Source organism: Methylomonas koyamae, from assembly GCF_001644025.1.
GTDB lineage: Bacteria > Pseudomonadota > Gammaproteobacteria > Methylococcales > Methylomonadaceae > Methylomonas > Methylomonas koyamae_A.
This window is the reverse complement of sequence record NZ_LUUK01000054.1, coordinates 1-25310: the sequence shown is the minus strand read 5'-3', so window position 1 is coordinate 25310 and position 25310 is coordinate 1. Positions and strand designations below refer to the sequence as shown.

Here is a 25310-nt window from a genome sequence, read left to right as displayed (position 1 = left end):
TCAAATTTTTCTTTTGCCATTGTAAAAACACCCTACACAAAACAATCAACCAAACTGGAGCTCATAACCGGATTTGAACCGGTGACCTCTTCCTTACCAAGGAAGTGCTCTACCTACTGAGCTATATGAGCAAAATAAACTTCCAGAAAATGGAGCGGGTGATGGGAATCGAACCCACGCAATCAGCTTGGAAGGCTGGAGTTCTACCATTGAACTACACCCGCGTAGCCTTCTAATTTCAAATGAAGTGGTGGAGGGGGGAGGATTCGAACCTCCGAAGGTAGAACCGGCAGATTTACAGTCTGATCCCTTTGGCCGCTCGGGAACCCCTCCTTTACTTAATCAGTCAATTATCCTCGTTTTAAACCTTTCCGTCAATATTTTTTTAAAGTCCGTAGACAAGCTCTTCACCATTAAGCGTCCCTTCTATTTTGACCGAGACAGCATCAAACAACATAGACTGCCTTGATAACACTTCTTTAGAAGGAGAGCTCAGCACATAATCAGCGACACGCTCTCCTATGTCTGGACGCCCGATGCCGAACCTCAACCTAGCAAACTCGTTTGAACCCAAATGCGCGATAATGTCGCGAAGCCCGTTGTGCCCCGAATGCCCGCCACCCTGCTTGGTTTTAACCACACCCATCGGCAACTCAAGGTCGTCGTGAGCAACCAGCATCGCTTCTCTCGCAAACTTGTAGTACTTTAAAACCTTTGTAACCGAGGACCCGCTTCTGTTCATAAACGTTTGAGGCTTTACCAACACCAGCATCTTATTGCCGATAACCAGCTCACCAATCTCCGCCTCAAACCCACTTACATTTCGCCAACGCCCACCAGAACCAAGCAACAGATGATCGAGAAACAAAAACCCGACATTATGCCGGGTTTTTTCATACTGCCGACCTGGATTACCCAAACCAACCAGCACCTTAATCATCAAAAAACAGTGTTATTCCGATTCTTCACCAGAACGAGATTTGACGATTTGCGCAACGGGATGATCATGCTCGGCACCGTGCTGAAGGGCAGCAACCTCAACACCGTTAGGCAATTTGAGATCGGACAAGTGTACGGCCTCGCCAATTTCGACCTTAGCCAAATCGACCTCGATAAACTCAGGCAACGCCGCAGGCAAACAAAGCACCTCAACATCGACCATCGCATGAGTAACAACGCCGCCTTTTTTAACGCCAACGGAAACCGCCTCGTTAACAAAGTGCAACGGCACGTGAACTTTCAACTTATGCGTTTCATCGATACGCATAAAATCCATGTGAAGAATTTGCGGCTTGGCAGGATGTCTTTGAATCTGCTTCAAAACGGCTTTTTCAGTTTTACCGTCGATTTTCACATCCAACACATGAGAGTAAACAGCCTCATGCTCCAAATGCTTAACAACTTCATTGTGATCCAGCACCAGCATTTGCGGGGAAGCACCAGCACCATAAATAATCGCCGGAACCTTACCGATGCGACGAACCCCTTTCGAAGCACTACTTCCAGCACTTGAGCGAGATTCCGCTACAAATTCAAATACGTTAGCCATTTATTTCTCCAAAAGCAGCACCCCAAAAGGCACTCGCCCAAAAACTAATAAAACCCTAATCCACATAAAGCGAACTAACCGACTCGCCTACGGCGATCCGCCTGATTGTTTCAGCCAGCATCTCCGCCACACTGAGCTGCCGAATCTTATCAACAGCCACCAACTCGTTACTTAACGGAATCGTGTCTGTTACAACCAACTCGTCCAAGACCGAATTTCTGACATTGTCTACAGCCGCCCCGGATAAAACCGGGTGGGTGCAATAGGCCACCACCTTATTCGCTCCGTGCTTTTTCAAAGCATCCGCAGCATGACAAAGAGTACCGGCCGTATCGACCAAATCATCGACCATCACGCAAGTGCGCCCTTCGACATCGCCAATAATATGCATGATTTCGGACACATTCGGCCTAGGCCTACGCTTATCGATGATGGCCAAATCCGCATCACCTAACCGTTTGGCTATAGCCCTCGCCCGAACAACCCCCCCAACATCTGGAGAGACAACAATCAAATTTTCGTACTCTTGCCGCCAAATATCACCCAGAAGAATGGGAGACGCATAGACGTTATCAACGGGAATTGCAAAAAAACCCATTATCTGATCGGCATGCAAATCCACCGTCAATGCTCGATCTGCTCCGGCATTACCTATCATGTCGGCAACCAGCCGAGCCGTGATAGGCACCCTAGCCGAGCGACTGCGACGGTCTTGTCTCGCATAACCGTAATAAGGCATTACCGCCGTAATTCTTGCCGCCGATGCCCTGCGCAAGGCATCGATCATCACCAACAACTCCATCAGGTTTTCGTTGGCTGGCGCGCAAGTAGGCTGGATTACAAAGACATCCCGCCCCCTTACGTTTTCTTCAATTTCTACAAAAATCTCGCCATCGCTGAACCGGCCAACACTGGCCATGCCTAACCGCATATTAAGCTTCTTTACAATACCTTCGGACAACGCCTTATTGGCATTACCGGAGAATACCATTACCGAAGCTTCGTGCATTGAAGCATACTCCCAAGAGGCTACATACGAGGATTATGGCTGGGCTGCAAGGATTCGAACCTTGGTATGCGAGGATCAAAACCTCGTGCCTTACCGCTTGGCGACAGCCCAAAAATTAGATTAAACAGATCCGTGTCCGAACATCTCATGAAGCGGGGATTTATTTACCCCCTTGGCCAAATAAACCGACCAATCACCCTTCAAAGCAGAATAAACCTTCTCAGCCGAAAACCTGCTTTCAAACCGCGCGAACACGCACGCGCCCGTACCAGTCAACTGAGATTCCGCATAACCCGATAAGGCGTCCAATGCATTCGCCACGGGCAGATACAACTCCCTAACCACAGTGAGACAGTCGTTTACGCTATCCCCTGCAATAAAGTCGCTCATTCTGATTGATTTACTATCTCGTGTCAACCGATCAGCTAAAAAAATTTCCTTCGTGTTCACGTGACAGTCCGGCTTAATGACCACAAACCAGGATTCGGGCAATGTCATTGGCGTTAAGACATCACCCACCCCTTCTCCCCATGCGGAATGCCCAGCAACAAATACCGGCACGTCAGCACCTAAACGCAACCCCAAACACATTAAAGTTTCGGTCGACAAATTCAGCCCCCACAAGGCATTCAGCACCACCAATGTCGTCGCTGCGTCCGAACTGCCTCCACCCAAACCGCCACCCATCGGCAACAGCTTGTCCACCTGAATTCTCACACCGAACTTGCATCCGGTATGATGCTTTAGCAACAAGGCAGCCCTGACGGTGAGATCGTCTTGCGCCGCCACGCCTGGAATCTCGGTAACCAATTCAACCACGTCTTCGTCAAGCGGATGAAATGTTAACCAATCGCACAAATCGATTAATTGAAATACGGTTTGCAGCAAGTGATAACCGTCAGGTCGCCGACCGGTAATTCTCAACATCAGGTTGAGTTTGGCCGGCGCCGGCCAACGCTCACCCCAACGATTTTCTTGAATTCTCGTCACGACAAATCCCACCGATCCACAAATAACTTTATTCGGGTTTTGTCCCGCTGCACACTCATTTTCCTCGGCAAAGCGACTCGCTCCACCTGAAGCATCTCTTGAAAAATCACTAACCACCCCAACTGAAAAAAACCGCTTGGCTGGACGGTAACCGTAGATTCCGGCTGACTCGCGCCCAACACCCAGAACCGCAACGCACTGATCGGCAGGGAAATACCCAGCCCTTCCTCTACCATCGAGTCAACATCCCCCCGAAGTTCGCGACGCGCCTCACCGTCATCGATCGCAACAACGTCGCCGCTCACGGAAATCCTAACGCGCCCTTGCGCCAATGGCCCAACCAATTCGATTTCATCGACTTGGTTGGAGTGACGCCAATTCACACTAGCCGAAACCGACTCCCGCTCGTCGACAAAGGACAAACGCCCCTCGAAATACCAACGATCTAAAGTTTGCGCCGCACCCGCGTCAGCCAGCCGGTATTCGAGAACCGGCCCCTCCGACAGCGTAGTGCAACCGGCCAGCAAACCGAGAACGACTAACCACCAAACACGCTGATTCACTACGGCGTAACCTGGAGAAACCGTTTCTTAAACTCAAGTAAATATTCGTCGTCGGGAAATTTCTTGTAAACGCCTTCAAAAAACTCCTTGGCCTCTTTTTGCTCACCCAACGACCACAACACCTCGGCGATATGAGCGGCTATTTCGTTTTCCGCCTGCTTTTCGTAAGCCTTACGCAAATAAATCAAGGCCTGTTCCGGCTTGCCCAATTTGAACTGTAACCATCCATAACTATCGATCACAACCGCCTCGTCCGGCTGCAAGGCCAGGGCCTTCTCCAAATATTTCTCAGCCTCGCTATAGCGATTTGTCCTGTCTGTTAATGTATAACCCAAGGCATTCAACGCCGCGATATCATCCGGTTTCTTTTCCAAGATCTTTAACAAATCAGCTTCCAGAACATCCAGCTTGTCCAAGCGCTCGGCAACCAGCGCTCTGGCATACAAGACCTCGCGATTGTCAGGCACTTCCTTGAGCGCCTCCGACAACACACCAAACGCTTCGGAGTAATTGCTTTGTTGATTGAAGAGCTCGGCTTTGGCCAGCAACACCCGCAAGCGCCGGTCTGGATACTTGGTCTCCATCCGCCCGATTCGGCTCTCGACTTCATCGAATCGTTTCTGCGCCATCAATAGCGACAAAGCCGCCATGTCGGCGTCAAATGCGTAATTACCCTCACCCACTTTGTCGAACCAGGCAATCGCCTTGTCGGGCCGCTGACGCTCTTGTTCTATCTTTCCCAGATAAAAACTGGCCTGACTTTCCCAATCCGGGTTACTCACGAGTTTTTCTAAATAATTTTCAGCTTTGTCCGATTGATTCTGTTGCAAGTAAATAACCGCCAGCATAAACAGCGTCTCAGGATCGTCGGGCTTATCCTCCAAAACGCTTTGGCATAATTTAATCGCTTCATCGAACCCGCCGGTGTTAATCAACACCTCCAGCAACATTTTCCGCAACTGCTTGTCGTCCGGCGCCTGTTTGACTGCCTTTTCCAAAAACTGCCGGGCTTTGGCCATGTCGCCGGCACGACCGGCTAATTGCGCTTGAAAAATGACCGCTTTATTCCAGTCGGGTTGCAACTCCAGGGCTCTATCGATTTTCTGCTGCGCCAATTCGTTATTCGGCAATAATGAAGCGAACACTGCCTGAACGAACAACAAGCCGGCTTGATCGGGTCGCTGCCGAGCTAATTCGTCCAAAACGTCGTATGCGAACTGTACCCGGCCTTCTTTTTCCAAAATCTTGGCCATTTCCAACATTCCGGCCTCGAAACCCGCCGGATCATCGTTCAGCATCGCATTCAGGTGATCGACAGCCGCGCCGCGATCGCCATTTTTTAACGCCAGCATCACCGCGAATTTTCGGGCACCGAGATTTTTTCCGTCTTTCTCCAGCCAGATCGACAAAGCCTCGCGCGTGCGCCGTTCGTCCTTTAGGAACAAACCGATTTTTACCGCTCGCTCGGCGATTCGCGGATCGTTGACGCGCTTGGCCGCTTGCAGATAGGCATCCATGGCCAAATCGTATTGATTGCGCTGACCGGCCATTTCCGCCGCCATCAGCAAGTACAAGACTTCCTCGTCGATCACGGTATTGCGGTTAACTCTAAAATCCAAGCCCTCGGGCTTGACCGCCGCGGCCTCGTTTTCCGCCGGCTGTTCCGGCGCTAACGCGCACCCCGACAAAGCGGAAAGTATTGCGATGCCTATCCATTTATTCATGCAATCATTCGACCCGTTTTTTCAAGAAATATGGCGCCATAGATTACCAGAAAACCGCGCCGAAACGAGGCCGGCTTTGTTTGCATTTGGACAAAAACCGCGCAGTCCTTAAAATAAGATACTTTCAGTGTGCTATTGTTCGCAGCCGATGACATTTCTCGCCGTAGGCATTAACTACAACACCGCGCCGGTAGCCGTCCGGGAACGCCTGTCGTTCCCGACGGACGTCCTGGATTTCACGTTACGGAATCTGCGGAGTCTGCGGGAAATCAACGAGGCAGCCATTCTGTCGACCTGCAACCGTACCGAGTTTTACTGTCAAACCGACAACGATAGCCAAGCACCTTTAATCGAGTGGATCGCCGACACCAAGCAAATTCGGCCGGCGGAGTTTACGCCCTATCTGTACAGCTATAAAGACAGCGAAACCATACGCCACATGTTTCGCGTAGCCTGTGGCCTAGACTCGATGATACTCGGCGAGCCGCAAATTCTCGGCCAAATGAAAACCGCGTACCACGCGGCTTATCAGGCCGGCACGCTGGGCAGGAATCTGAGCAAGCTGTTTCATCACACCTTTTCCGCCGCCAAGAAGGTGCGCACCGATACCGCGATCGGCTCCAGCCCGGTGTCGGTCGCCTTTGCGGCGGTGCAACTGGCGCAGCAAATCTTCGATAAACTCAGCGAACAAAGCGCATTGCTGATCGGCGCCGGCGAAACGATAGAATTGACCGCTAGGCATTTGTATCAGCACGGCATCGGCCGCATCATTATCGCCAACCGGACCTACGATAAAGCCCATGCGTTGGCCATGCAATTCAACGGCTATGCGATCGCGCTGTCGGAACTACCCGACCATCTGGCCGAAGCCGATATCGTCGTCTCCTCCACCGCCAGCCAATTGCCGATTCTAGGTAAGGGCCGGGTCGAGAGCGCCATCAAAAAGCGCAAGCATAAGCCGATGTTCATGGTCGATCTCGCGGTACCCCGCGACATTGAAGCCGAAGTGGCGCAATTGCGCGACGTCTATTTGTACACGGTCGACGACCTGCAAAATACCGTCAACCAAAACATGGACTCGCGCCGCCGCGCCGCCGAGCAGGCCGAGGAAATCATCGACACCCAGGTCGAACACTTCCTGGCCTGGTTACGTTCGCAAGGCGCCCAAGAAACCATTCGCGACTACCGCCGGCAAGCTGAATTGGCGCGCGACGAAGCGTTACAAAAAGCCATTCAGCAACTCGGCAACGGCGCATCCGCCGAAGAAGTATTGCAGCGTTTGGCCCACACGCTGACCAATAAACTGATCCACACGCCCTGCGCGCAATTGCGCGAAGCCGGCGCCAACGAGCGCCACGATCTTATCGCCGCCTCGCGCGAAATTTTCAAATTACGTTAACTCTTGATGAAACCCTCGATACAAACCAAATTGGAAAACCTCGGCGAGCGCTTCGAGGAGATCACCGCACTGCTCACTCAACCGGAAGTACAAAGCAACCAAAACCAATTCCGCAGCCTAAGCCAGGAGTACGCCCAACTCGAACCCATCGTTGCCTGCTACAACGCTTATCGGGAAAACGAAGCTAATTTCGAATCGGCCAGGGAAATGGCCAAGGACAGCGACCCGGATTTACGGGAGATGGCCAAGGAGGAAATCGCCTCGACCGAACAACTGAGGGAACAACTCGAACAAGAACTGCAAATCCTGTTGCTACCCAAGGACCCCAACGACAACCGCAATATATTTCTCGAGGTTCGCGCCGGCACCGGCGGCGACGAAGCCGCGATCTTTTCCGGCGATCTGGCGCGCATGTACCAACGCTATGCCGAGCGCCAAGGTTGGAGCGTGGAAATCATCAACGAAAATCGCGGCGAGCACGGCGGCTATAAAGAGGTCATCCTGCGCGTGGCCGGCCAGAACGTGTATTCGCAACTGAAATTCGAGTCCGGCACACACCGGGTGCAACGCGTGCCGGAAACCGAATCGCAAGGCCGCGTGCATACATCGGCTTGCACCGTCGCGATCATGCCGGAAGTCGACAGCGTCGACGAAATCGAGATCAATCCGGCCGATTTGCGCATCGACACCTACCGTGCGTCGGGCGCCGGCGGTCAGCACGTCAACCGCACCGATTCGGCGATCCGGATCACTCATATTCCCACCGGCGTGGTGGTGGAATGCCAGGACGAACGTTCGCAACACAAAAACCGCGCCCGCGCGATGTCGGTACTGCAAGCGCGATTGCTGGCCGCCGAGCAGGAAAAGCAACACGCCGAGCAATCGGAAAGCCGCAAGCTGCAAGTCGGCAGCGGCGACCGTTCCGAGCGCATTCGCACTTACAATTATCCGCAAGGCCGACTCACCGACCACCGCATCAACCTGACCCTCTACAAACTCGAAGACATCATGGAAGGCGCCCTGGATCAAGTTATCCAACCGTTGATCCACGAACACCAAGCCGAACTGCTAACCCAACTGGGCAATGCTTGATAGTACCAAACCTGTCGTTGACCCCGGCGCTACCTCGATAGCAACGCTACTCGAGGCCGGCGAGCGGCAACTGACAAAAACCTCCCCGTCCGCGCGACTCGATGCCGAAGTATTGTTATGTCATTGCTTGCGGCAACCCCGCTCGTATTTGCGGGCCTGGCCGGAACGTCACCCGGACTTGCCGCAAACCGAAGAATTCCAGCGCATGCTCGCGCTGAGAAGCCAAGGCCACCCGGTCGCTTATCTACTCGGTCTGCGCGAATTCTGGTCGAGGGAATTTATCGTGACCCCGGACGTGCTGATTCCGCGCCCCGACAGCGAACTGTTGGTGGAACTCAGCCTCGCCGGGCTGGCAAGAGACCGGTCCGCCAAAATACTCGACCTCGGCACCGGCTCGGGAATACTGGCGATCACGCTGGCGGCGGAAAGGCCGTTGAGCACGGTTTTAGCCTGCGACAATTCCAGCCCGGCCTTGTCCGTCGCCGAACGCAACGCGGAGCGGCTCGGGGTTAACAACGTCCGCTTCGTTAAGTCGGATTGGTTTGCGCAAGTGACGGAACGAGACTTCGACCTGATCCTGAGCAATCCACCTTATATCGCCGCGGAAGACCCTCATTTGCAACAGGGCGATGTCCGCTTTGAACCACGCTCTGCGCTGGTCAGCCAAAAACAGGGTTTGAGCGACATCGAGTCGATCGCCGAACAAGCCGGCCGGCATTTAAAGCCGGGCGGGCGTTTGTTGGTGGAACACGGCTACGACCAAACCGCGCCGGTCCAAGCCATTTTCGACAATCACGGTTACCGGGCAGTCGCTACCCATCGCGACCTCGCCGGCAATCCCCGCGTTACTTCAGGCCTATGGCAACCCCTATGAATAAATCGGAAATCCAACTCCCGCGCAAACTCACCAATCAACTGCTGCACTTGGCGCAACAGTCGCCCGAGGCGGAAGTTTGCGGTTTAATCGGCGCCGACGCGGACGGCAAACCCATCAGCTGCTACCCGATCGCCAACGATGCCGAAACGCCCGGCACCCGCTTTTTGCTCGACAGCCGCCAACAAATTGCCGCGATGAAGCAGATGCGCGATAAAGGCGAAACGCTATTCGCGATCTATCATTCCCATCCCAGCGCTCCGGCCGTCCCGTCGCCGACCGACATCGAGCAAAGCGGATATCCGACGGCCTTGCAATTGATCGTTTCATTGAATACCAAGGGCGTATTGGAATTGCGCGCTTTTCAAATTCACAACGGCGTCAGCCGGGAAGCGGTGCTGACGATGACCGAATCCTGAACGGATTATTTGCATTTCAGATTGTATTTCTGGACCCGATAGCGCAAGGTTTCGCGCGTCGTGCCCAACATTCGGGCCGCGGCGGTGACATTTTCGTCGGTCCGGTTCAACACTTCCTGGATCACGAATTTCTCGATGTCCTGCAAACTCAAGCTGCCATCCAGCGGCAAATAAATACCGTCGCCGCGCACGCCCGCCGATGTTTGACCGCCGAGATCCGGTAACTGCAACCATTGTTCCGGAAAATTCTCATCGCTGGCCAACAACACGCAACGCTCCAACACGTTGCGCAATTCGCGGATATTGCCCGGCCAGTCGTAACGCTTGAGCGCCTGCCAGGCCGTTTCGGAAATATTGCGGACGTTTTTGGCCGACTTGCGATTACTGTCGGCGATGAATATCGGCACCAATTCGTCCAAGTCCTGTTTACGCTCGCGTAACGGCGGCACCCGCAGACTCATCACGTTCAGCCGGTGGTACAAATCCCGCCGAAACTGCCCGTCTCTGACCTTTTCGGCCAAATCCAGATTGGTTGCGGCGATGATCTGCACATCAATGTCGATTTCGGACTCGCCGCCCAAGCGACGAATCCGCAAGTCCTCGACGGCTTTCAACAGTTTGGTTTGCAGATCCAGATCCATCTCGCCGATCTCGTCCAGAAACAAGGTACCGGTATGGGCTTGCTCGAACAGGCCGCGATGGCGCTTCTTGGCGCCGGTAAACGCGCCGGCCTCGTAGCCGAACAACTCCGATTCCAGTAATTCCCTGGGCAAGGCCGCGCAATTGATTTCGATCAACGGCGCGTGGGACCGCGCGCCGGCGCAATGCAGGATACGAGCAATCAAACCCTTGCCGGTACCGGTTTCGCCGCTGACGATCAGACTGGAAAACGGCACTTGGGCAATCTGCGTCATCATGCCGCGCAGCGCCACCGACGCCGGACTGCCGCCGATCAGCGCGTCGACGCTGTAGCGGCGCTGTTGGGCCGTTGCCTGCTGCAATACTCGGCGCTGTGCCCTGGCGCTACGGGCCGCGCCCTCGACCAATAAATTCAAGCGCTCCAATTCGCAGGGCTTTTCGACGAAATCGTAAGCCCCCAAACGCACCGCGCGTACCGAATCGGCGACGCTACCGTAACCGGTCAAAAACACCCATTCGCTGCTGCAAGCGTTTTTATCCTTGATCCGCTCCAGCAAATCCAGAGCGTTGCCGTCGGGCAGATTCATATCCGACAAAACCACGAGCGGATCGATGGCCTGTTTCAACAAATGCTCTTCGGCTTCGCGTATCGATTCGGTCACCGAAACTTCCCAGTTCTTCTTTCGGAAAAATCGGGCCAGCTCCGAGCCGAGCAGGGTTTCGTCCTCGATAATCAGCAACGTGTCGTTCATGTTCGGTCAGTGCTCCCAGGAGGCCAAATCTTCAATCGGTTCCAAATGGGTGTCGATGTCGATATTATCGAAGCAATCCATCAAACGGCTTTCGATTTCCTCCAGCAAATCGTGGCCTTGCTGGACGCTCCAACCACCCGGTACCAAAACGTGCACCGACATGAAGCGCCGCGCGCCGGCGTAGCGGGTACGCAAGGCGTGGTAAGCGATACCGCGCTCGACCGCGTAATGCTCCAACACCTGAATAATTTCCCTGACTTCGTCCGGTGCCATCGCCGCGTCCATCAGCCCGGCAACCGTCCGAGTAATCAACTGAAATCCGGCCCAAACGATTTGCACGGCCACCAGAAACGCGATCAGCGGATCGAGCACGTCCCACCCTGCGAGTCCCAGTTGGTGGGCTAGCGCCAGTTCGCGGTCGTAGCGGTTGGCGACCGCGATCAGCGCAATGCCGCCTAAAATGCCGACCGTCGTCCAGACGTCGGTCATCAGATGCTTGCCGTCGGCCTCCAGAGTAATCGATTGACGTGAGCGCCCGACACCAATCAATATGCGCGCCACCGTCAGATTGATCAACGACGCGAACACCGACACCGCGATACCTAAGTCGAGCTGCTGCAAAGCTTGCGGATGCCAAAGCCTTTCCCAGGCGGCAAAAGCGATACTGCAAGCCGCCAACACAATCATGATGCCCTCGGCGCCGCTGGAAAAATACTCGATCTTTTCGTGGCCGTAAGCGTGGCTATCGTCCGGCGGCCGGGCCGATACGCTCAGCACGATCACCATGATGATCGCGGCGACCAAGTTAATCAGCGATTCCAACGCATCGGACAGTAAACCGACCGAATCGGTCAACCAGTAGGCGTAACTTTTCAGCGCTATCGTGCTCAGCGCGGCCGCTATCGATAGCCAGCCGTAAGCCGTCAGCGAATTGGATTGAGACATAGGCGGAAAAACCATGAAAAAAGGCCGACTAGTCTAGCAGTTGCCGGCCGCCAAGCCCAAGCCGATCTAAACGGTCACCGGCAAATTCAGGGTGACGCAAGCGTGACCGTCCGGGCTGTTACGCAGGTCCATCTGGCCTTGCCTATCCTTGACGAAGCGTTGCACCATCGCCAAGCCCAAACCGCTGCCGCCGTCCTTCAGGCTGACGAAAGGGCGAATGCCGTGCCGCAGGAAATCGCCGCTAAAGCCCGGCCCGCTATCGCTCACCGTCAACAGCAAACGCCCGCTTTCGACCCTGCCGGTGACTCTGACCGTGCCGCTGTTGGGGCCTATCGCCTGTATCGAATTCAACAATAGATTGAGCAACACTTGCCGGAACTCGCTTTCCGGCAGAAACACATGAACATCGGCGTCGATTTCGCAATCGAATCCGATATTTTCCTGAGCCTGATACTTCAGCAAGGTTAGCAGTTCGGCGACGACCGGCGCGACCGCGATCCGCTGTGCCGCCGCATCGTTACCTCGCGCCGAAGCCAGTAAATCGTTCAAATTGCGCGTCAAGCGTTGCACTTCGCGATAGACCAACTGCATGCGTTCCGCCAAATCGCTGTCGCGGCATTCCGCCAACATATTTTCCAGCGCCAGTTGGATGCTGGCCAACGGATTGCGCAACTCGTGGGCGGTGCTGGCCGCCAATTCGGCCAGCGCCGCCAAGCGCTCGGCCTTGGCCAATTGCTGACTGCGTTCGAGCAATGCGTGCGTGGTTTGGCGCACCCGATATTCCAGCGACGCGGTATGTTCCAAATGCTCTTGCTCCAATTCGACCAAGCGAGACACCAGATGGTTGTAGCGATCGAATAACGAATGCATCAGCGGATCGGAGGTGGTCCGGGTGATCGGTTTCATTTCGCCTTCGGCCAGACCGGACAACAAGGTTTTCAAAGCGTCCAACGGCTCCAAGACATTATTTCGGAAGAAGTAACTAACCACCCAAAGCAACAGGAAGGGCAAAATAACCGCCAGCTGCATTTCCAATTGGCCGTCGTCCTCGATGTTGATCAACAGCTTTTCTTCCTCCATGGCTTGCTTGTCCAACACCTGCTTGATGACTTGCAATGCCGTCAGCAGATTGGTGCGATCGCCTTGCACCGCCTTGGCGAATATGTCCTGCAATTGCTGCAAATCGACCGGGATCGCCGCATCGTAATCTTGCAGACTATCCAACAATTGCGCCTGAATCGCGGCTTTTTGGACCTTCTCGGCGTCGCTGACGCCTTCCTCGGCCGACAAGCTGAGCTGCAAATGCAATAGTTCGAATATCGTTTCTTCCAGATGCCGCCCGCGGCCAATGTCCTGCTCTATGGTATGAATGCGTTGATCGTTCACCCAGGTCAGCCGACCGATGGCGGCCAATTCGCCAACCACCAGGATGCCCAGCACAAAGCTGACGAAAATGACCGGACGGAACAGCAACTGGCGCATCGTGGGGTACATAAACAACTACCTTGCAGTCAATGAATGCCGGCAAATTTACCACGGTACTCGGTCTCACCCAACGCACCATAAAAAAACCGCCTCGTCCTTTTCAGGAATCGAGGCGGCTTTTGGTGATTAGCAGGCATCCTTGCCCAACGAAACGGCAACTACCAGTCAACTTGCGCGCGCAATTCAACCACGTCGAAGTTGGAACTGTTATAGGCGCGAGCACGAGCGTTCGCCGAGCCGTTTGCGGCGTTAATTACGCCGGCAGTGTCGATATTCAACGCATGGACAAAGTTAGCCATCATCCGAATATGCGAGTTCGGATACCAGTTAATACCGAACTTGGCGGTTTGCGCACGGCCACCGTTGATGCTGCCGTCGATCAAGTTCAAATAATCGTAACCGGCCGCGAGTTCCCACGCGCCCCAGCCGCCGCGCGCGCTGAAGTTGCGGTTAGGCTTGATTCTATCCCAAGCGCCGGTAGATGTTTTGTACGCTCTCGATTCGCCGGTCAGGAAGTAGCTGGCGTAACCGTACCAACCGTTCAACATCTCGTCGTGATAACCTTTACCGGAAACGTTGGCCTGAATGTATTCGGCTTGTGCCGAGAACGGACCGTAGACCAACGCGGTTTCACCACCGAAACGAGCTATGCGTTGGGCAATTCTGGAACCGTTGGTAGCGGTTAAGTTACCCGTGTTGAGAATATAGGTCCTATCGACGTTGGTGTTGATCTGGTTGCCGAAGCTGATACCGCCGTTACTGTATGTGCCGTTGGCCAGGAAGTTGTTTTCAATCTGGCGTTCGGACCCGGACAAGCCGACATGCAAAAATTTGGTTTTGTCTTCGAACCAAGGCAGACCGGTCACCCGACCGGTAACGCCCCAACCGGTATCGCCGGAGCCGTTATTACGGTTGGTGTTACCCATCGCATTCAAGGAACTGGTGCTACTCGTCGCGCCGCCCGAGCCGACCGATTCGGTCTGCAATGCCATATTCGCGGTCCAACGCGGTTCCGAGTAACCTAAACCCAAGCCGACTTTGTAAGCGTTGTCGTTATCCGAGAACGTATTAACCACGTTATTACGCTCGATGAAGGTCAAATAGCGGTTGCTGGTGGCTTCTTCCATGCTGAACGGTTCTTTGAACTGACCAACTTTCACTTGAAACGGCGCGTAGCCGTTCCAAGTCAGGAAGGCATCGGTTAGACCACTCGCCACCGTACCGTTGCCGCGCGCAAAGTCGTATTCGAACTTGTAGCCGAAATCCTTGTAATAACTACCCTCGATACCGATCCTCGCGCGACGGATGCCGGCACCGTCGGCCAATTGATTAGTGGTACTCGCCCCGGTCGGATCGGCGATACCGTGGTTGCTCAAGCCCGAGACATTGGTTTGCGAATCCACTTGCATGCGGCCGTTGATCATCATTTCGAAATTGCCGTCCTTGCTTTCGAACTTGATGCCTTTTTCGTTGATTTGCAACTCGCCGTATTTCTCGTCCTTGACGTGTTCGTCCAACGCTTTCAATTCGTTGTTTTTCAATGCCAATTCTTCCTTAATGTGCGCGATCTCGGCTTTCTGTGCGCTCATCTCGGCTTTTTGGTTTGCACCGTCTTCCACTCGCTCGAACGAGCCCAGCTTGGCCCGGCCCGGACCCGGCTCGGCAAAAATCTGCTGGGTTTTTGTATCCACGTATAAGTCCAATGCCAGTGTTTGACCGGCCGTACCGGCGCCCAACACCGCCGCCACCGCCAAACCCAGTTTAGAAAACTTCATCTCGATGTCTCCGATATTTAATAAAATCAACACATTACCGAGCCGCTTTCGGCTGTTCGGCGAGTTGGGAGGCATTTTAGGCAGGCAATATGACAGCTTTGTGACAGCGTGACGGCAACGCAAAAAAACGTCGTGTTTTTGCGACAAGGTCCACGATGCCGAAAACTAATTCGAGTAGCTATTCGGAGGGCGTTTGGCGGAAGGCGGTTACCAAATGCCTGAAGTTAAACGGCGACAGTCCATGTAAGTCATTGGCTGAGCTGGCAATCCACGCCGCTGGCTGAGCGAAGTCGAAGCCGGCCATTTCGCTTCGACTCCGCTCAGCGAACGGCTTCTTGGACATCAAGGTGTATATCCCCCCGTTTCGAATTCTACTTTGTCGGATATGTTTAAGGCCGCCATGCCAGCCGGGAAACGGGTATCCAGTGCCCGGAAGTTAAACAGCGACCGTCCATGTCAGCCGCTGGCTGAGCGGGCATTGCAGGCCTGTGGCTGGGCGGACAATATAGCCGGTGGCTAAGCGGACAATGTAGCCGCTGGCTGAGCGGAGTCGAAGCCAGCCATTTCGCTTCGACTCCGCTCAGCGAACGGCACCTTGGACATTCAGGTGTTTATCCCACGTTTCGAATTCTACTTTGTCGGATATGTTCAAGACCGTCATGCCGGCCGGGAAGCAGGCATCCAGCGCCACGGATGGTTGGCTTAAATCCGTCCATGGCGTCCGGCTCGGAATGGAACCCAAGCGGGTTGGCTCCGCCGGCCACCCCACTCGTTATCCGCCCCGTATCGCTAGCGCATACCCGGCTTTTTGTCGCGGTTCCGACAAAGCAAGCCGAATAATCAAGCAATCGCCGAAGGGAATCGCCATTCGGCATACCGCTTTCAACCGAAGACCAAGCGCGCCCCTCAGTAAATTCAAGTGCTAGAGTCAAATAATCGACGACCCAACATCAGACAGCCGAACTGGCATCCAATTTGATAGCCAAATCGAGTGCCCTTAACGATTCCCCTCGGAACGAGACCATGACGATTTATGCGATAGGTAGTATCGACGGCCATTTCAGTGCTTTGCGCAAATGCTTGGAAGACGTCGGCTTCGATCCCGCAACCGACCGCTTATGGCTGACCGGCAACCTGGTCGGCGCCGGGCTGGAATCGCTGGAGGTTCTGCGTTACGTCAAGGGACTGGGAAAAAGCGCGGTCTGCGTGCTGGGCAACCAAGATCTGGAATTATTGATGCAAGCCGCCGGCTTCTCGCCCGCTCAAGACAGCCACCGCGCGGTGCTGGAAGCCCCGGACCGCGACGAATTACTGAATTGGCTGCGCCGACGAGGCCTGATCCACCACGACAGCAAACTCAATTACACCCTGGTCCACAGCGGCATTCCGGCCGAATGGACCCGCAGCCAGATGTTGACCTTTGCCTACGAAGTCGAGTCGGTACTGTCGCAAAGCAATTATCTGGCCTTTCTGGAGAACCGCAAACAGGATCAATCGCGCTGGCACGCCAAATTACGCGGTTGGAAACGTTTGAATTACATCGCCAACGCACTCACTCAAATGAGATATTGCACGGAACAAGGCAAGATGGATTTCCAAGCTCGAGGCCCGGTTTCCGCACAAGCCGCCGGTCTAATGCCGTGGTATCGCTTGCCGGACCGGCCCACCGCCAGCCAACGCGTCGTGTTTGCCGACGACGCGGATTTTCAGGACGAGCCGTTTAGCGGCGCGGTGCCGCTGCCGGCCGTCGGCGCGCCTTCGGCATTGAGACCGTTGGATGCCGCGGCTTAGCAAGCTAACGCCGTCGCGGATTCCAGCCAAATACAGAAACGCCGATTCTGCTCACCAGCATCGGCACATTTTTGCGGTTCGCACCACGAAGCTTGAGTTTCCTGAATCGACTTTTTGGCTTGGCTCCCCGATAGTTGGCGCCCAAGACTCGCCATGACCCACAGATATTCCGGCGGTTTTGAGCGGCGGAACTGCACTGGCAGGTTTCGGTTGAAATGCTTGCCGGCTTAACACTTGTAAGCGGTGACGTATTCATCCGCCTGCGCGAGCTACGCCCTCAAGCGGTTGCCGCACCGAACAGCAAACCGACGCTGGCGGTTACGATCATCGACAACATCCCCCAAAACGAAACCCGTCCGACCGCCAACCATACCGATGCGCCGCCGGCCCTCGCGGACAGTGCGCCCAACGACATCAGCGCCAGTAAGGAAATCGCCCCTACCGCACTAATCATGGGCAATGCCGCCGATCCGCCAGACGCAATCAGCCATCGGCTGACTGGAGCTAACGGCAAATGCGGGAAAAGCATCGCCATGGAAAGCGGCAACAAAGCGCCCAGCGAAAATGTCAGAGCGGAGACGATACTAGCCTGCAGGGGCCTAGCGGCGGCAACATCCGTTAGACCCAGCTCATCCCGCGCGTGGGCCGCCAAAGCATCGTGCGCCATCAATTGTTCGGCCACTTGTCGAGCCAGTTCAGGTTGTAGCCCTCTACTCACGTAGATCGTTGTCAGTTCGTTTAGCTCGTGATGGCGATTTTCCGCCAACTCCCGCGCTTCCCGCTTTAAATCGGCTTGTTCGGTATCGACTTGCGAGCTTACCGATACGTATTCGCCGGCCGCCATCGACATGGCGCCGGCCATCAGTCCGGCAACGCCACTGACCACTATCGATTGCGGGTCGGCATGGGAAGCCGCCACACCGATAATGAGGCTGGATATCGACACAATGCCGTCGTTGGCGCCTAACACCGCGGCCCGCAACCAGCCGATTCTCCCCGCATTATGGAATTCCGAATGTTTCAACTTGACTCCTAGCCATCGATAATGTCGCAGCGGCGCTTGCGATTCTATTGATAAGTGTCATCGATGTCTTTTTTACCCGTCAGCATGGCTTTCACCAAGTTTTCTTTGTCGACGCGGCTGGAAACCGCAACACCTAAAACATGCAATAACACCAGCAACAATGTCGAATTGGCAAAAAACTCGTGCAACTCTTCCCAAAACTCCTCGCTTTGCTGATCCTCCCGTTGCCTGACATCGGCGCTTACCGAGGATTTGCCGTCCTCATCGTCATCCTTAGCCTCGTCCGCCTTGGCGGCGGCAATAAATCGGAATGACGTTTCCGCGTGCCCTATCGATACCGCGAAAGGTCCTTTATTGTCTTCTACCGCGTATAACTTCATGCCGGTCAACGCGGTTCCGCTCAAACTTAAGAGCAAGGCGATCACCATCGCGCCGCCGGCCGGATTGTGGCCTATATAATGCTGCGGCTTTCCGGCGGCTAAGTTTTTCAGATAAGCGAATACCCTTCCCGGCGAGTAAACAAAACGGTTGAAGCGGGCGTACTTGCCGCCGATCAGCCCCCACGCCAATCGAAACAGCAGGTAGCCAGCAACGCTATAGCCGGCCCAAACGTGCACGGTCATAAGGTCGTCTTCGGTCAAATAGGCGGTAAAGAAGGCAAGCACCAAAGTCCAGTGTCCAATTCGAATCACCGGGTCCCATACGTTCACTACTTGTTTAGCGTTTCTCATGACATGTCTCCAACCGGATGTCCGATACGAATTAAGTTGGAACGAATAGTGGGTTAAACTGCGACTTTTAACATCCGTCATCCGACGGATAAGCGACGATCCGTGGCGTTAATCGACGATAACAAACGTTTCAGCCTGTGGGCCATAGCCGTCAGCCTATTGGTTTTCGTGCTGATCGCTATCGATCTGCTCGGGGACTATCGAGACGGCGTGTCCTGGATGCACTTGCTGACCGAAGTGGTCATTTTGATGTTGTCGCTGGCGGGACTGGTCTACTTCGGCCGGCTAAGCTACCAACTCGCGCAGTCTAAAATTTCCGGACTGACCCGGGATTTGGCGCTAGCCGAGCAACAAGCCCGGCAATGGCGGGAAACCAATCGCGAACTGGTCGCCGGGCTGGCTGCTCAAATTCAGAAGCAGTTTGATCTTTGGCATTTGACGCCGGCGGAAGCGGAAGTCGGCTTGTTGATTTTGAAAGGCCTCGGTCTGAGCGATATCGCCGAGCTGCGGCGGACCAGCGAACGCACCATACGCGACCAAGCGCAAGCGGTTTATCGCAAGGCCGGGGTCGCCGGACGCAGCGAACTGTCGGCCTTTTTTTTAGAAGACTTACTCCCGCCGCGATAAGCCGCCGACATCCGCCACGCCGGGTAGCGGCAAGCAAACCTCGGACGATTCGCGCGCCTACAAGCCCGGCACCGGGCTAACGCCTCCGGCCGCTCATGCAATCCAAAGGTCGGTCGCGACGACCGGGCCATGGTTGGCCACTAAAACGATCGGTACCGCCGCCGTGCTGCCGGTACCGTCGGCATCGTAATACAACGTCCCGGAGGATGGATCGTATACCACCCTGTCGCTGGCATCGTGGGCGTTAGCGCCCAGGTAAAACCGCTCGTCGTCCATCGCCAATCGACCTAAGCCGCCAATGTTCTTACAGACGGCATCGTCCAGTTGAATACGGTCGGTTCCGCTAGCGAAATCCAGCATGCTGTCGAGATTGGCCTTCGAAAACTTGGTATCAAAAACGAAGATGTCCTCGCCATCGCCGCCAATCAACACATCCTTACCTTTCAAACCGCGTAGTACGTCGTTGCCGCCGCCGCCGTCCAGACGATTACCGACGTTGCCGCCGCTTAAATAATCCGCTTGATCGCCGCCGATCAGGTTTTCTATTCCGACGAAACGGTCGTTGCCCACGCCGGTCGCTTGCGCGCCGCTGGTCAGCAAACTCACCGATACGCCATTACCGGCCTCGGCAAAGGTGACGGTATCGATACCGGCCCCGCCGTTAAACAGGTCGTCGCCCAAGCTACCGAGCAGCCAATCGTTGCCGGCTCCACCCAACAGGCTGTCGTTGCCCAAACGGCCGTCCAGCGTGTCGTCGCCGGCGGCACCGGTCAGCACGTTGCCGCCGCTATTGCCGGTGATCGTATTCGCCAAGCTATTTCCTTTCCCGGCGATGGAGTTGGCGCCGGTCAGCGTGAGATTTTCCAAAAACTTGGTCAGCGTAAAGCTAACACCGGCTTCCACGGTATCGACACCCTGCCCGGCAAGTTCCACGATTTTGTCCTTGAGGTTATCGACGATATAGGTGTCGTTACCGGCCCCGCCGATCAGGTTGTCGGCGCCGGTCCCGCCGTCGAGCCAATCGTCGCCGGCCAAGCCGTTCAACGTATCGTTACCCCCCAAACCGAAGATCGCATCGGCCCGCTCCCCGCCAAAATAGCTTATCGCGTCATCGTTTCCGACCGTGGTGGCCACGGTATGGATGGTGATTTGAACCGGATTGCTGGTCTGCCCCTCGCCGTCGCTGATCCGAATCGTCAGAACCCGCGACTCCGGGTTATAGGAATTGGCTTGCGGGTCGTTTTGGAAAGCCAAGGCTTGGATTAAGGCCTCGATCGCGGCCGGCGTCGCATAATCGGTCGTAAAGTGGCAAACCAATCGCCCGCCGTGCGCCCCGTTCTCTATCGCATCCAACTCGGCGAATGCATGGCCGTCGAAGGACAGCGCCCGCCCGGACACTTCGATACCGCCCACGCCATCCACGAAAGACAGATTGTCGCTATATGAGCCCGCGAAATAGGGATCGTAGGAAACCAGTAACTGCCCGCGCACCAAGTTATTGGTAATGGCATCGCTGACACCGACGTCGCCGTCCACGATTTGCGGCGTCCGGCTTTGGAACGGCCCGGCGAAGGTCGCATCGTCCACGCCCGACAGCACCGGTAATTGATTCACCGCGAACGTCAAATGACGGTCATCCTCGACGGTGGCTAGCTCGAGCACGTTTTTCCGCAATTCGGCAGCGACCGCGGCACTATCGCCGCCGAATTGCGAGTCGCCCCAGGTCACTACCGAACCATCCGCCCGCAACGCGGCAAACGCCACGCCACTGCTGACCAGTTGCACGACATCGACCGTGCCATCCAATGCAGCGCTGACCGTACTACTGTCGCCGCCCGTGAACGCATAGCCCCACGTCACCACCGAGCCATCGGCCCGCAATGCGGCAAAGGCGCCATTCGTGGCGCAAACGTTCACCACGTCGATAGTCCCGTCGATTTCGTCCGCCACGGCCGAGCTGTCTCCGCCGTATTCCGCATCGCCCCAAGTCACGACCGAACCGTCGGCACGCACCGCGGCAAAAGCATTCTCGGTCGCGTAGATTTCCGCCACGTCCACCGTGCCGTTCAGCGAGCTTGCCACGGAACGGCTGTCGCCACCGTCGGAATCCCGTCCCCAGGTCACCACCGAACCGTCGGAACGCAATGCCGCGAACGCATACAACGAGGAAAAAATCCGCACCACGTCAACAGTGCCGTCCAATTGATCGGCAACCGCGCCGCTGTTACCGCCCCAAGCCGATTCGCCCCAGGTCACCACCGAACCATCGGCGCGAATAGCGGCGAAGGATACGAAATTCGCCGCGATGCTCAGCACATCCAGCGAGCCATCGAGTTGACCGGCGACCGTGCTAGCATCGCCGCCGAACGGTGAAAATCCCCAAGTAACGACCGAGCCGTCGGCGCGAAGCGCGGCAAAGGCGTAGCCGGTAGAGGAAATGTCCACAACATCGACCGTACCGTCCAACTGACCGGCCACGCCGCTGCTATCGCCGACATAATACGACGAACCCCAAGTCACCACCGACCCGTCGGCACGCAAGGCGGCGAAATCCTGACTGGTTGAAAACACTTGTTCCACATCGATCGTGCCGTCCAGTTGCGCCGCGATCGGGTCCGAACTGTTGAAAGCGGCGATGGAACCCCAGGTCACCAGCGATCCGTCCGCGCGCAACGCCGCAAACGCGCCGAATTGGGTCGAGAACATTTGTAGCGCCGGCACGCTGCCGTCCAGCGCTTGCATCGCGTCGCGGTAATCGCCGAGGCTTGCGCCCCAAACCGACACGGAACCGTCCGCATGCAAGGCGGCGAAACTGGCGCCGGACGAATACACATGCACGACATCCTTCTCGCCGTTGAGCTGGCTAGCCATCTCCCCGGAATAATCCGTAGTCCCACCCCAGGTTATCACCGCACCATTCGTTTTAATCGCGGCAAAACTAAACGGATTTTGCCATGCACCGGCCGTGTGGCCTGGAAATAACCAGGTATTGGCATCATTGATATTGTCCAGCAAGCCGGAGTCAGACAGGCTAGGCGCCTGTGCCTCGGTCTCTCCTGCTTGCACTTCAAGCAGGCTATTACCGCCCAAAGCCGACAGGCCGGTCATGTCCGCCGCCGCCACGCCGCCCCCGTCAAGTCAGCTAACCGCCCGAGAAACTGTCTACCGTCGTCGCCGTTAATTTCGCTAGCTCCCAAAGACAAAGCGGCCTCACTGCCGCGCGAGTACGGACCGATCGCACTCAGCCGATCGTATCGAGCCAATGCCTTCGAAATTTGTTCCACCCCGTCGCTCGCGGCATCCAAAACAACGGTATCTATCATGCCCGCCAATTGCACGCACGGGGCTTGCCAACCGTCAATCCGCTCGTCGATAAAAGCAATTGGTTTAGCATCCGGATATTTAATGGCGGCGGTTTCCACGCACGGTCCTTTTTTTAGGTTTTAGGCTGAGGTTACTGGAATACGCGCTTCAATCCTGGCTCCGGCGCAACCAACACCACCCTTGCTCCGTGAGGAGCCATAAGCCGCTTGCGAAGCCGCGAATCGAGATTAGATTCGAAACTGTGGCGTAACCAGGCAATAGTAAACGATAGCGCCGGTTGAATGCGAGTTAATAGGGCGGTCGTTATCGACTTCGGGATCACCCTCCAAACGCAGTCTTTTCAATGACGTTGCGGCCACACGGCATAACGACACCGAATCCCTCCGATGGGCTCGACCTTTTGATGGCAGATCATCCTTGAAGCAGGTCGTCGAAGAAATTCCAAAACTATTGTCGCTTGCGCGGCGCGAGATAAGGTTATTCAAGGGCCAAATGAATGGATCGATCCGCTGGCAGATGCCCTATTCCGCGTTGCCCGATGTAATACCGATGGTTTCATGCAACACGCCAAGCTCAATAACCGTAAAGTTTACAAGACAAATATTGACATAGTTTACATGCTAGAGCTAAGCTAACTACCAGCCAATTCAAGGAGGCTAACTTATGAATTCACGTTTCTTAAGCTTGTATCTGTTCTGCGCGATTGGCTGTACCACATCTTTTTCAACTTTTGCATCGCACACAGCTTGGACCGTATGGGAATCCATGAGCGTTGACAATGTCTCCGGCATCGCCAACGGCGAAATTTTTTTAGATGACAACCCGATTCTGATCACATTTACAGGTGAAGTGAACGGTGGAAGCCATCTTAATGGCGTATCGAACTATTGGCTCCCGCCGTCAACCTACACTAGTAGCGAAGTAGACAATCCTCCAGAGTACCAAGGCCGAATAGATTTCTGGGGAGGTAGCAATAACATCAACACAATCACGTTCTCCAAAACAGTTGCGAATCCGGTAATGGCGATCGTCAGCCTAGGTCAAATTTCCATTCCATCGTCTTTTGTATTCGACAAACCGTTCATCCTACTCAATCAAGGTAGCGGATTATTTGGTGGCAGCGACTCGTCCCTAACTCAACCTGCTGAAAATACACTGTATGGCCTGGAAGGGAACGGAATTATCCAGTTTATCGGAAGTTATACCGAGATCAGTTGGAGCAATCCCCTACATGAACAAGGCGTTGGGTGGACTGTCGGGGTAATTGCCACTCCGCTGCCAAATCCAGCGGCTTTAATGCTGTCGGGATTCGCACTAATAATTTTAATTCGTTCAAAGCCCTTCCTACCGGATCTAGCCAAAACCTAATCAAACTTGGTGACCGCGCATATTCCAGATAAACATGAACACTAACATCGATTTGAAAACTGAAATTTAGCTGCACATCCAATGAATCCTACAAACGGAGTCCGTAATGAATCAACGCCTACTCTCAGGTTTTCTCGGTTTCTTTTTATTTGGAGTCACCCCACTATCACTCGCCGCCACCTATAACCTGGTTTCTGACTTCGAGTTCCCAGATCAAAATGGTCCGTTCCAGTACGGGTAGGCGGAAACCGCGACAAGCGCTTTTCAATTGCTCGACCAGCCAATGACCAGTTTGGAGGGTTTTAGCGGAGTCAATGGTTGGATTAGCTCGACCTATGCGAATCAGGAGCCGTTTCCGCAGGTTTCGGTAAATTCCACGGATTCAACCTACTACGCTGGGACCCATTACGTGGCACCTCACGCGGTCTACATGCATCCAGGCGGATATTTTTCTCCCATCGACTTTGCGATATTGCGGTTTGTCGCGCCTTCTGACGGCAACTATCGAGTACAGGGGGAGTTTTTTAGCGTGGATTTCGGAACCAAGTCTGTCGGAGTAACCGTCAATTCGTCCGCCGGTAATTACAGCACGGAAGCGATACTGGGCGCTTATACCGGCTATTTGAACGGCACCCCGTTCCGCTTCGATTTTACTCGGGATTTAAACGCGGGCGATACCGTGGACTTTTCGGTTGGCCGTTATGACGGAAACCCTACCGGCGATCCCATCGGACTGCGCGGAACCATTTCAACAGTCCCGTTAATGCCGTCTGCAAGCTTATTCTTGTTCGGATTAGCGTCAATGAACGTAACGCGCTTAATAGGTGGTCGAACCCGACAATCAAACTTAACCGTTTTACCGGCAATGAGTTTGAGATGACAACATCGCATCGGTATCTATCCGACACATCCTCCCACCAGAAAACACGAAACCCCGAAGATTTTGCGTCTTCGGGGTTCGTTGGTATCTCTCGGTATTTTGATTCTACGAATCAATAAAGGTCTTTACGACCGGGTGCAAAATATAAGCTGAAGACACTGTCGCAAACCTCCTCGTCATCTAGACAAATAAAGATCGTTAACGGAATCGCTGTATCGTTCTAGTCCCTTGGTTTTTAGTGTAGTTCAGTCTTGTCAAAAATCTACAAATTTCCGCGTGAAGCGATCAACCCCTTGCCCGATCAGTGCTTCGTATGGCATTGGTATTGCAAACGTAGGGTACGCACCGCG

22 protein-coding genes and 4 tRNA genes are annotated in these 25310 nt (G+C 54.7%); 8 read left to right on the top strand and 18 right to left on the bottom strand.

Going from position 1 to position 25310, the window contains the following annotated elements; all coding sequences use genetic code 11:
• Window positions 1-55: 55 nt before the first annotated feature.
• From A1355_RS05340 to A1355_RS05295, 10 genes are all read right to left on the bottom strand, one after another.
• A tRNA-Thr gene (locus A1355_RS05340) sits at window positions 56-131 on the bottom strand.
• A 19-nt stretch (window positions 132-150) separates the two neighbouring features.
• Window positions 151-224 (bottom strand) — tRNA-Gly (locus A1355_RS05335).
• Between the two features lie 24 nt (window positions 225-248).
• Window positions 249-333, bottom strand: a tRNA-Tyr gene (locus tag A1355_RS05330).
• 52 nt (window positions 334-385) lie between these two features.
• Window positions 386-940: an aminoacyl-tRNA hydrolase gene (pth, locus tag A1355_RS05325; protein WP_064025748.1), complete on the bottom strand. Its 555-nt coding sequence runs from the start codon at window positions 938-940 to the stop codon at window positions 386-388.
• A gap of 12 nt (window positions 941-952) precedes the next feature.
• Complete coding sequence (locus tag A1355_RS24370; RefSeq protein WP_082885371.1) at window positions 953-1549, bottom strand: 50S ribosomal protein L25/general stress protein Ctc; 597 nt, start codon at window positions 1547-1549, stop codon at window positions 953-955.
• 55 nt (window positions 1550-1604) lie between these two features.
• Entirely contained in the window at window positions 1605-2558 is a 954-nt protein-coding gene (locus A1355_RS05315) for a ribose-phosphate diphosphokinase (RefSeq protein ID WP_064025744.1), read from the bottom strand.
• A gap of 36 nt (window positions 2559-2594) precedes the next feature.
• Window positions 2595-2669 (bottom strand) — tRNA-Gln (locus A1355_RS05310).
• Between the two features lie 9 nt (window positions 2670-2678).
• Window positions 2679-3548 carry a 4-(cytidine 5'-diphospho)-2-C-methyl-D-erythritol kinase gene (ispE, locus tag A1355_RS05305; protein WP_197471721.1) on the bottom strand — a complete coding sequence of 290 codons (870 nt, stop codon included), beginning with the start codon at window positions 3546-3548 and terminating at the stop codon, window positions 2679-2681.
• Complete coding sequence (gene lolB, locus A1355_RS05300) at window positions 3545-4111, bottom strand: lipoprotein insertase outer membrane protein LolB (RefSeq protein WP_064025740.1); 567 nt, start codon at window positions 4109-4111, stop codon at window positions 3545-3547. Before lolB ends, ispE begins: the two co-directional genes overlap by 4 nt.
• On the bottom strand, window positions 4111-5835 hold the full coding sequence (locus A1355_RS05295) for a tetratricopeptide repeat protein (RefSeq protein ID WP_064025738.1): 1725 nt from the start codon (window positions 5833-5835) through the stop codon (window positions 4111-4113). The genes lolB and A1355_RS05295 overlap by 1 nt, the downstream gene beginning before the upstream one ends.
• A gap of 148 nt (window positions 5836-5983) precedes the next feature.
• On the opposite strand from A1355_RS05295, the gene hemA reads away from it, so the two are divergent.
• From hemA to A1355_RS05275, 4 genes are read left to right on the top strand one after another with little or no spacing between them, the layout of a single operon-like run.
• The gene (gene hemA, locus A1355_RS05290; protein ID WP_064025736.1) at window positions 5984-7234 is read left to right on the top strand and encodes a glutamyl-tRNA reductase; all 1251 of its coding nucleotides are present in this window, start codon (window positions 5984-5986) and stop codon (window positions 7232-7234) included.
• Window positions 7235-7240: 6 nt separating this feature from the next.
• Window positions 7241-8326 carry a peptide chain release factor 1 gene (gene prfA / locus A1355_RS05285; protein ID WP_064025734.1) on the top strand — a complete coding sequence of 362 codons (1086 nt, stop codon included), beginning with the start codon at window positions 7241-7243 and terminating at the stop codon, window positions 8324-8326.
• On the top strand, window positions 8319-9200 hold the full coding sequence (gene prmC / locus A1355_RS05280; protein ID WP_064025732.1) for a peptide chain release factor N(5)-glutamine methyltransferase: 882 nt from the start codon (window positions 8319-8321) through the stop codon (window positions 9198-9200). Before prfA ends, prmC begins: the two co-directional genes overlap by 8 nt.
• The gene (locus A1355_RS05275; protein WP_064025730.1) at window positions 9197-9619 is read left to right on the top strand and encodes a M67 family metallopeptidase; all 423 of its coding nucleotides are present in this window, start codon (window positions 9197-9199) and stop codon (window positions 9617-9619) included. Before prmC ends, A1355_RS05275 begins: the two co-directional genes overlap by 4 nt.
• A 5-nt stretch (window positions 9620-9624) precedes the next feature.
• Here A1355_RS05275 and A1355_RS05270 read toward each other — a convergent pair whose 3' ends face one another.
• The 4 genes from A1355_RS05270 to A1355_RS05255 all read right to left on the bottom strand — a co-directional run bounded on the left by A1355_RS05270 (window position 9625) and on the right by A1355_RS05255 (window position 15215).
• Window positions 9625-11010, bottom strand: coding sequence for a sigma-54-dependent transcriptional regulator (locus A1355_RS05270; protein WP_064025728.1), 1386 nt, complete (start codon window positions 11008-11010; stop codon window positions 9625-9627).
• 6 nt (window positions 11011-11016) lie between these two features.
• The gene (locus A1355_RS05265) at window positions 11017-11955 is read right to left on the bottom strand and encodes a cation diffusion facilitator family transporter (protein WP_064025726.1); all 939 of its coding nucleotides are present in this window, start codon (window positions 11953-11955) and stop codon (window positions 11017-11019) included.
• Window positions 11956-12021: 66 nt separating this feature from the next.
• Window positions 12022-13449, bottom strand: coding sequence for an ATP-binding protein (locus A1355_RS05260; protein WP_231883569.1), 1428 nt, complete (start codon window positions 13447-13449; stop codon window positions 12022-12024).
• 149 nt (window positions 13450-13598) lie between these two features.
• The gene (locus A1355_RS05255; RefSeq protein ID WP_064025724.1) at window positions 13599-15215 is read right to left on the bottom strand and encodes an OprO/OprP family phosphate-selective porin; all 1617 of its coding nucleotides are present in this window, start codon (window positions 15213-15215) and stop codon (window positions 13599-13601) included.
• 1023 nt (window positions 15216-16238) lie between these two features.
• Here A1355_RS05255 and A1355_RS05250 point away from each other — a divergent pair.
• Entirely contained in the window at window positions 16239-17006 is a 768-nt protein-coding gene (locus A1355_RS05250) for a symmetrical bis(5'-nucleosyl)-tetraphosphatase (protein WP_064025722.1), read from the top strand.
• A 277-nt stretch (window positions 17007-17283) separates the two neighbouring features.
• Here the strand turns inward: A1355_RS05250 and A1355_RS05245 are convergent, their stop codons facing one another.
• A complete protein-coding gene (locus A1355_RS05245; protein WP_064025720.1) occupies window positions 17284-18030 on the bottom strand; it encodes a VIT1/CCC1 transporter family protein in 747 nt (248 codons plus the stop codon).
• A 44-nt stretch (window positions 18031-18074) separates the two neighbouring features.
• A complete protein-coding gene (locus tag A1355_RS05240; protein ID WP_064025714.1) occupies window positions 18075-18761 on the bottom strand; it encodes a cytochrome b/b6 domain-containing protein in 687 nt (228 codons plus the stop codon).
• Window positions 18762-18863: 102 nt separating this feature from the next.
• Here A1355_RS05240 and A1355_RS05235 point away from each other — a divergent pair, with 102 nt between their 5' ends.
• Window positions 18864-19388, top strand: coding sequence for a helix-turn-helix transcriptional regulator (locus tag A1355_RS05235; protein WP_157197756.1), 525 nt, complete (start codon window positions 18864-18866; stop codon window positions 19386-19388).
• A 93-nt stretch (window positions 19389-19481) separates the two neighbouring features.
• Here A1355_RS05235 and A1355_RS05230 read toward each other — a convergent pair whose 3' ends face one another.
• A complete protein-coding gene (locus tag A1355_RS05230; protein WP_157197755.1) occupies window positions 19482-22496 on the bottom strand; it encodes a hypothetical protein in 3015 nt (1004 codons plus the stop codon).
• Window positions 22493-22810, bottom strand: coding sequence for a DUF4347 domain-containing protein (locus A1355_RS05225; protein WP_064025709.1), 318 nt, complete (start codon window positions 22808-22810; stop codon window positions 22493-22495). Before A1355_RS05225 ends, A1355_RS05230 begins: the two co-directional genes overlap by 4 nt.
• Window positions 22811-23375: 565 nt before the next feature.
• On the opposite strand from A1355_RS05225, the gene A1355_RS05220 reads away from it, so the two are divergent.
• Window positions 23376-24080 (top strand): hypothetical protein, encoded by a 705-nt coding sequence (locus tag A1355_RS05220; protein ID WP_157197754.1) that lies wholly within the window; start codon window positions 23376-23378, stop codon window positions 24078-24080.
• Window positions 24081-24363: 283 nt separating this feature from the next.
• Complete coding sequence (locus A1355_RS05215; RefSeq protein WP_064025705.1) at window positions 24364-24960, top strand: hypothetical protein; 597 nt, start codon at window positions 24364-24366, stop codon at window positions 24958-24960.
• The last annotated feature ends 350 nt before the right edge of the window (window positions 24961-25310 follow it).

Coding starts and splice junctions, on each gene's coding strand:
- pth (WP_064025748.1), bottom strand. CDS start 940: ATGATTAAGGTGCTGGTTGGTTTGGGTAATCCAGGTCGGCAGTATGAA.
- A1355_RS24370 (WP_082885371.1), bottom strand. CDS start 1,549: ATGGCTAACGTATTTGAATTTGTAGCGGAATCTCGCTCAAGTGCTGGA.
- A1355_RS05315 (WP_064025744.1), bottom strand. CDS start 2,558: ATGCACGAAGCTTCGGTAATGGTATTCTCCGGTAATGCCAATAAGGCG.
- A1355_RS05295 (WP_064025738.1), bottom strand. CDS start 5,835: ATGAATAAATGGATAGGCATCGCAATACTTTCCGCTTTGTCGGGGTGC.
- hemA (WP_064025736.1), top strand. CDS start 5,984: ATGACATTTCTCGCCGTAGGCATTAACTACAACACCGCGCCGGTAGCC.
- prfA (WP_064025734.1), top strand. CDS start 7,241: ATGAAACCCTCGATACAAACCAAATTGGAAAACCTCGGCGAGCGCTTC.
- prmC (WP_064025732.1), top strand. CDS start 8,319: ATGCTTGATAGTACCAAACCTGTCGTTGACCCCGGCGCTACCTCGATA.
- A1355_RS05275 (WP_064025730.1), top strand. CDS start 9,197: ATGAATAAATCGGAAATCCAACTCCCGCGCAAACTCACCAATCAACTG.
- A1355_RS05270 (WP_064025728.1), bottom strand. CDS start 11,010: ATGAACGACACGTTGCTGATTATCGAGGACGAAACCCTGCTCGGCTCG.
- A1355_RS05265 (WP_064025726.1), bottom strand. CDS start 11,955: ATGTCTCAATCCAATTCGCTGACGGCTTACGGCTGGCTATCGATAGCG.
- A1355_RS05260 (WP_231883569.1), bottom strand. CDS start 13,449: ATGTACCCCACGATGCGCCAGTTGCTGTTCCGTCCGGTCATTTTCGTC.
- A1355_RS05255 (WP_064025724.1), bottom strand. CDS start 15,215: ATGAAGTTTTCTAAACTGGGTTTGGCGGTGGCGGCGGTGTTGGGCGCC.
- A1355_RS05250 (WP_064025722.1), top strand. CDS start 16,239: ATGACGATTTATGCGATAGGTAGTATCGACGGCCATTTCAGTGCTTTG.
- A1355_RS05240 (WP_064025714.1), bottom strand. CDS start 18,761: ATGAGAAACGCTAAACAAGTAGTGAACGTATGGGACCCGGTGATTCGA.
- A1355_RS05230 (WP_157197755.1), bottom strand. CDS start 22,496: ATGACCGGCCTGTCGGCTTTGGGCGGTAATAGCCTGCTTGAAGTGCAA.
- A1355_RS05220 (WP_157197754.1), top strand. CDS start 23,376: ATGAATTCACGTTTCTTAAGCTTGTATCTGTTCTGCGCGATTGGCTGT.
- A1355_RS05215 (WP_064025705.1), top strand. CDS start 24,364: ATGACCAGTTTGGAGGGTTTTAGCGGAGTCAATGGTTGGATTAGCTCG.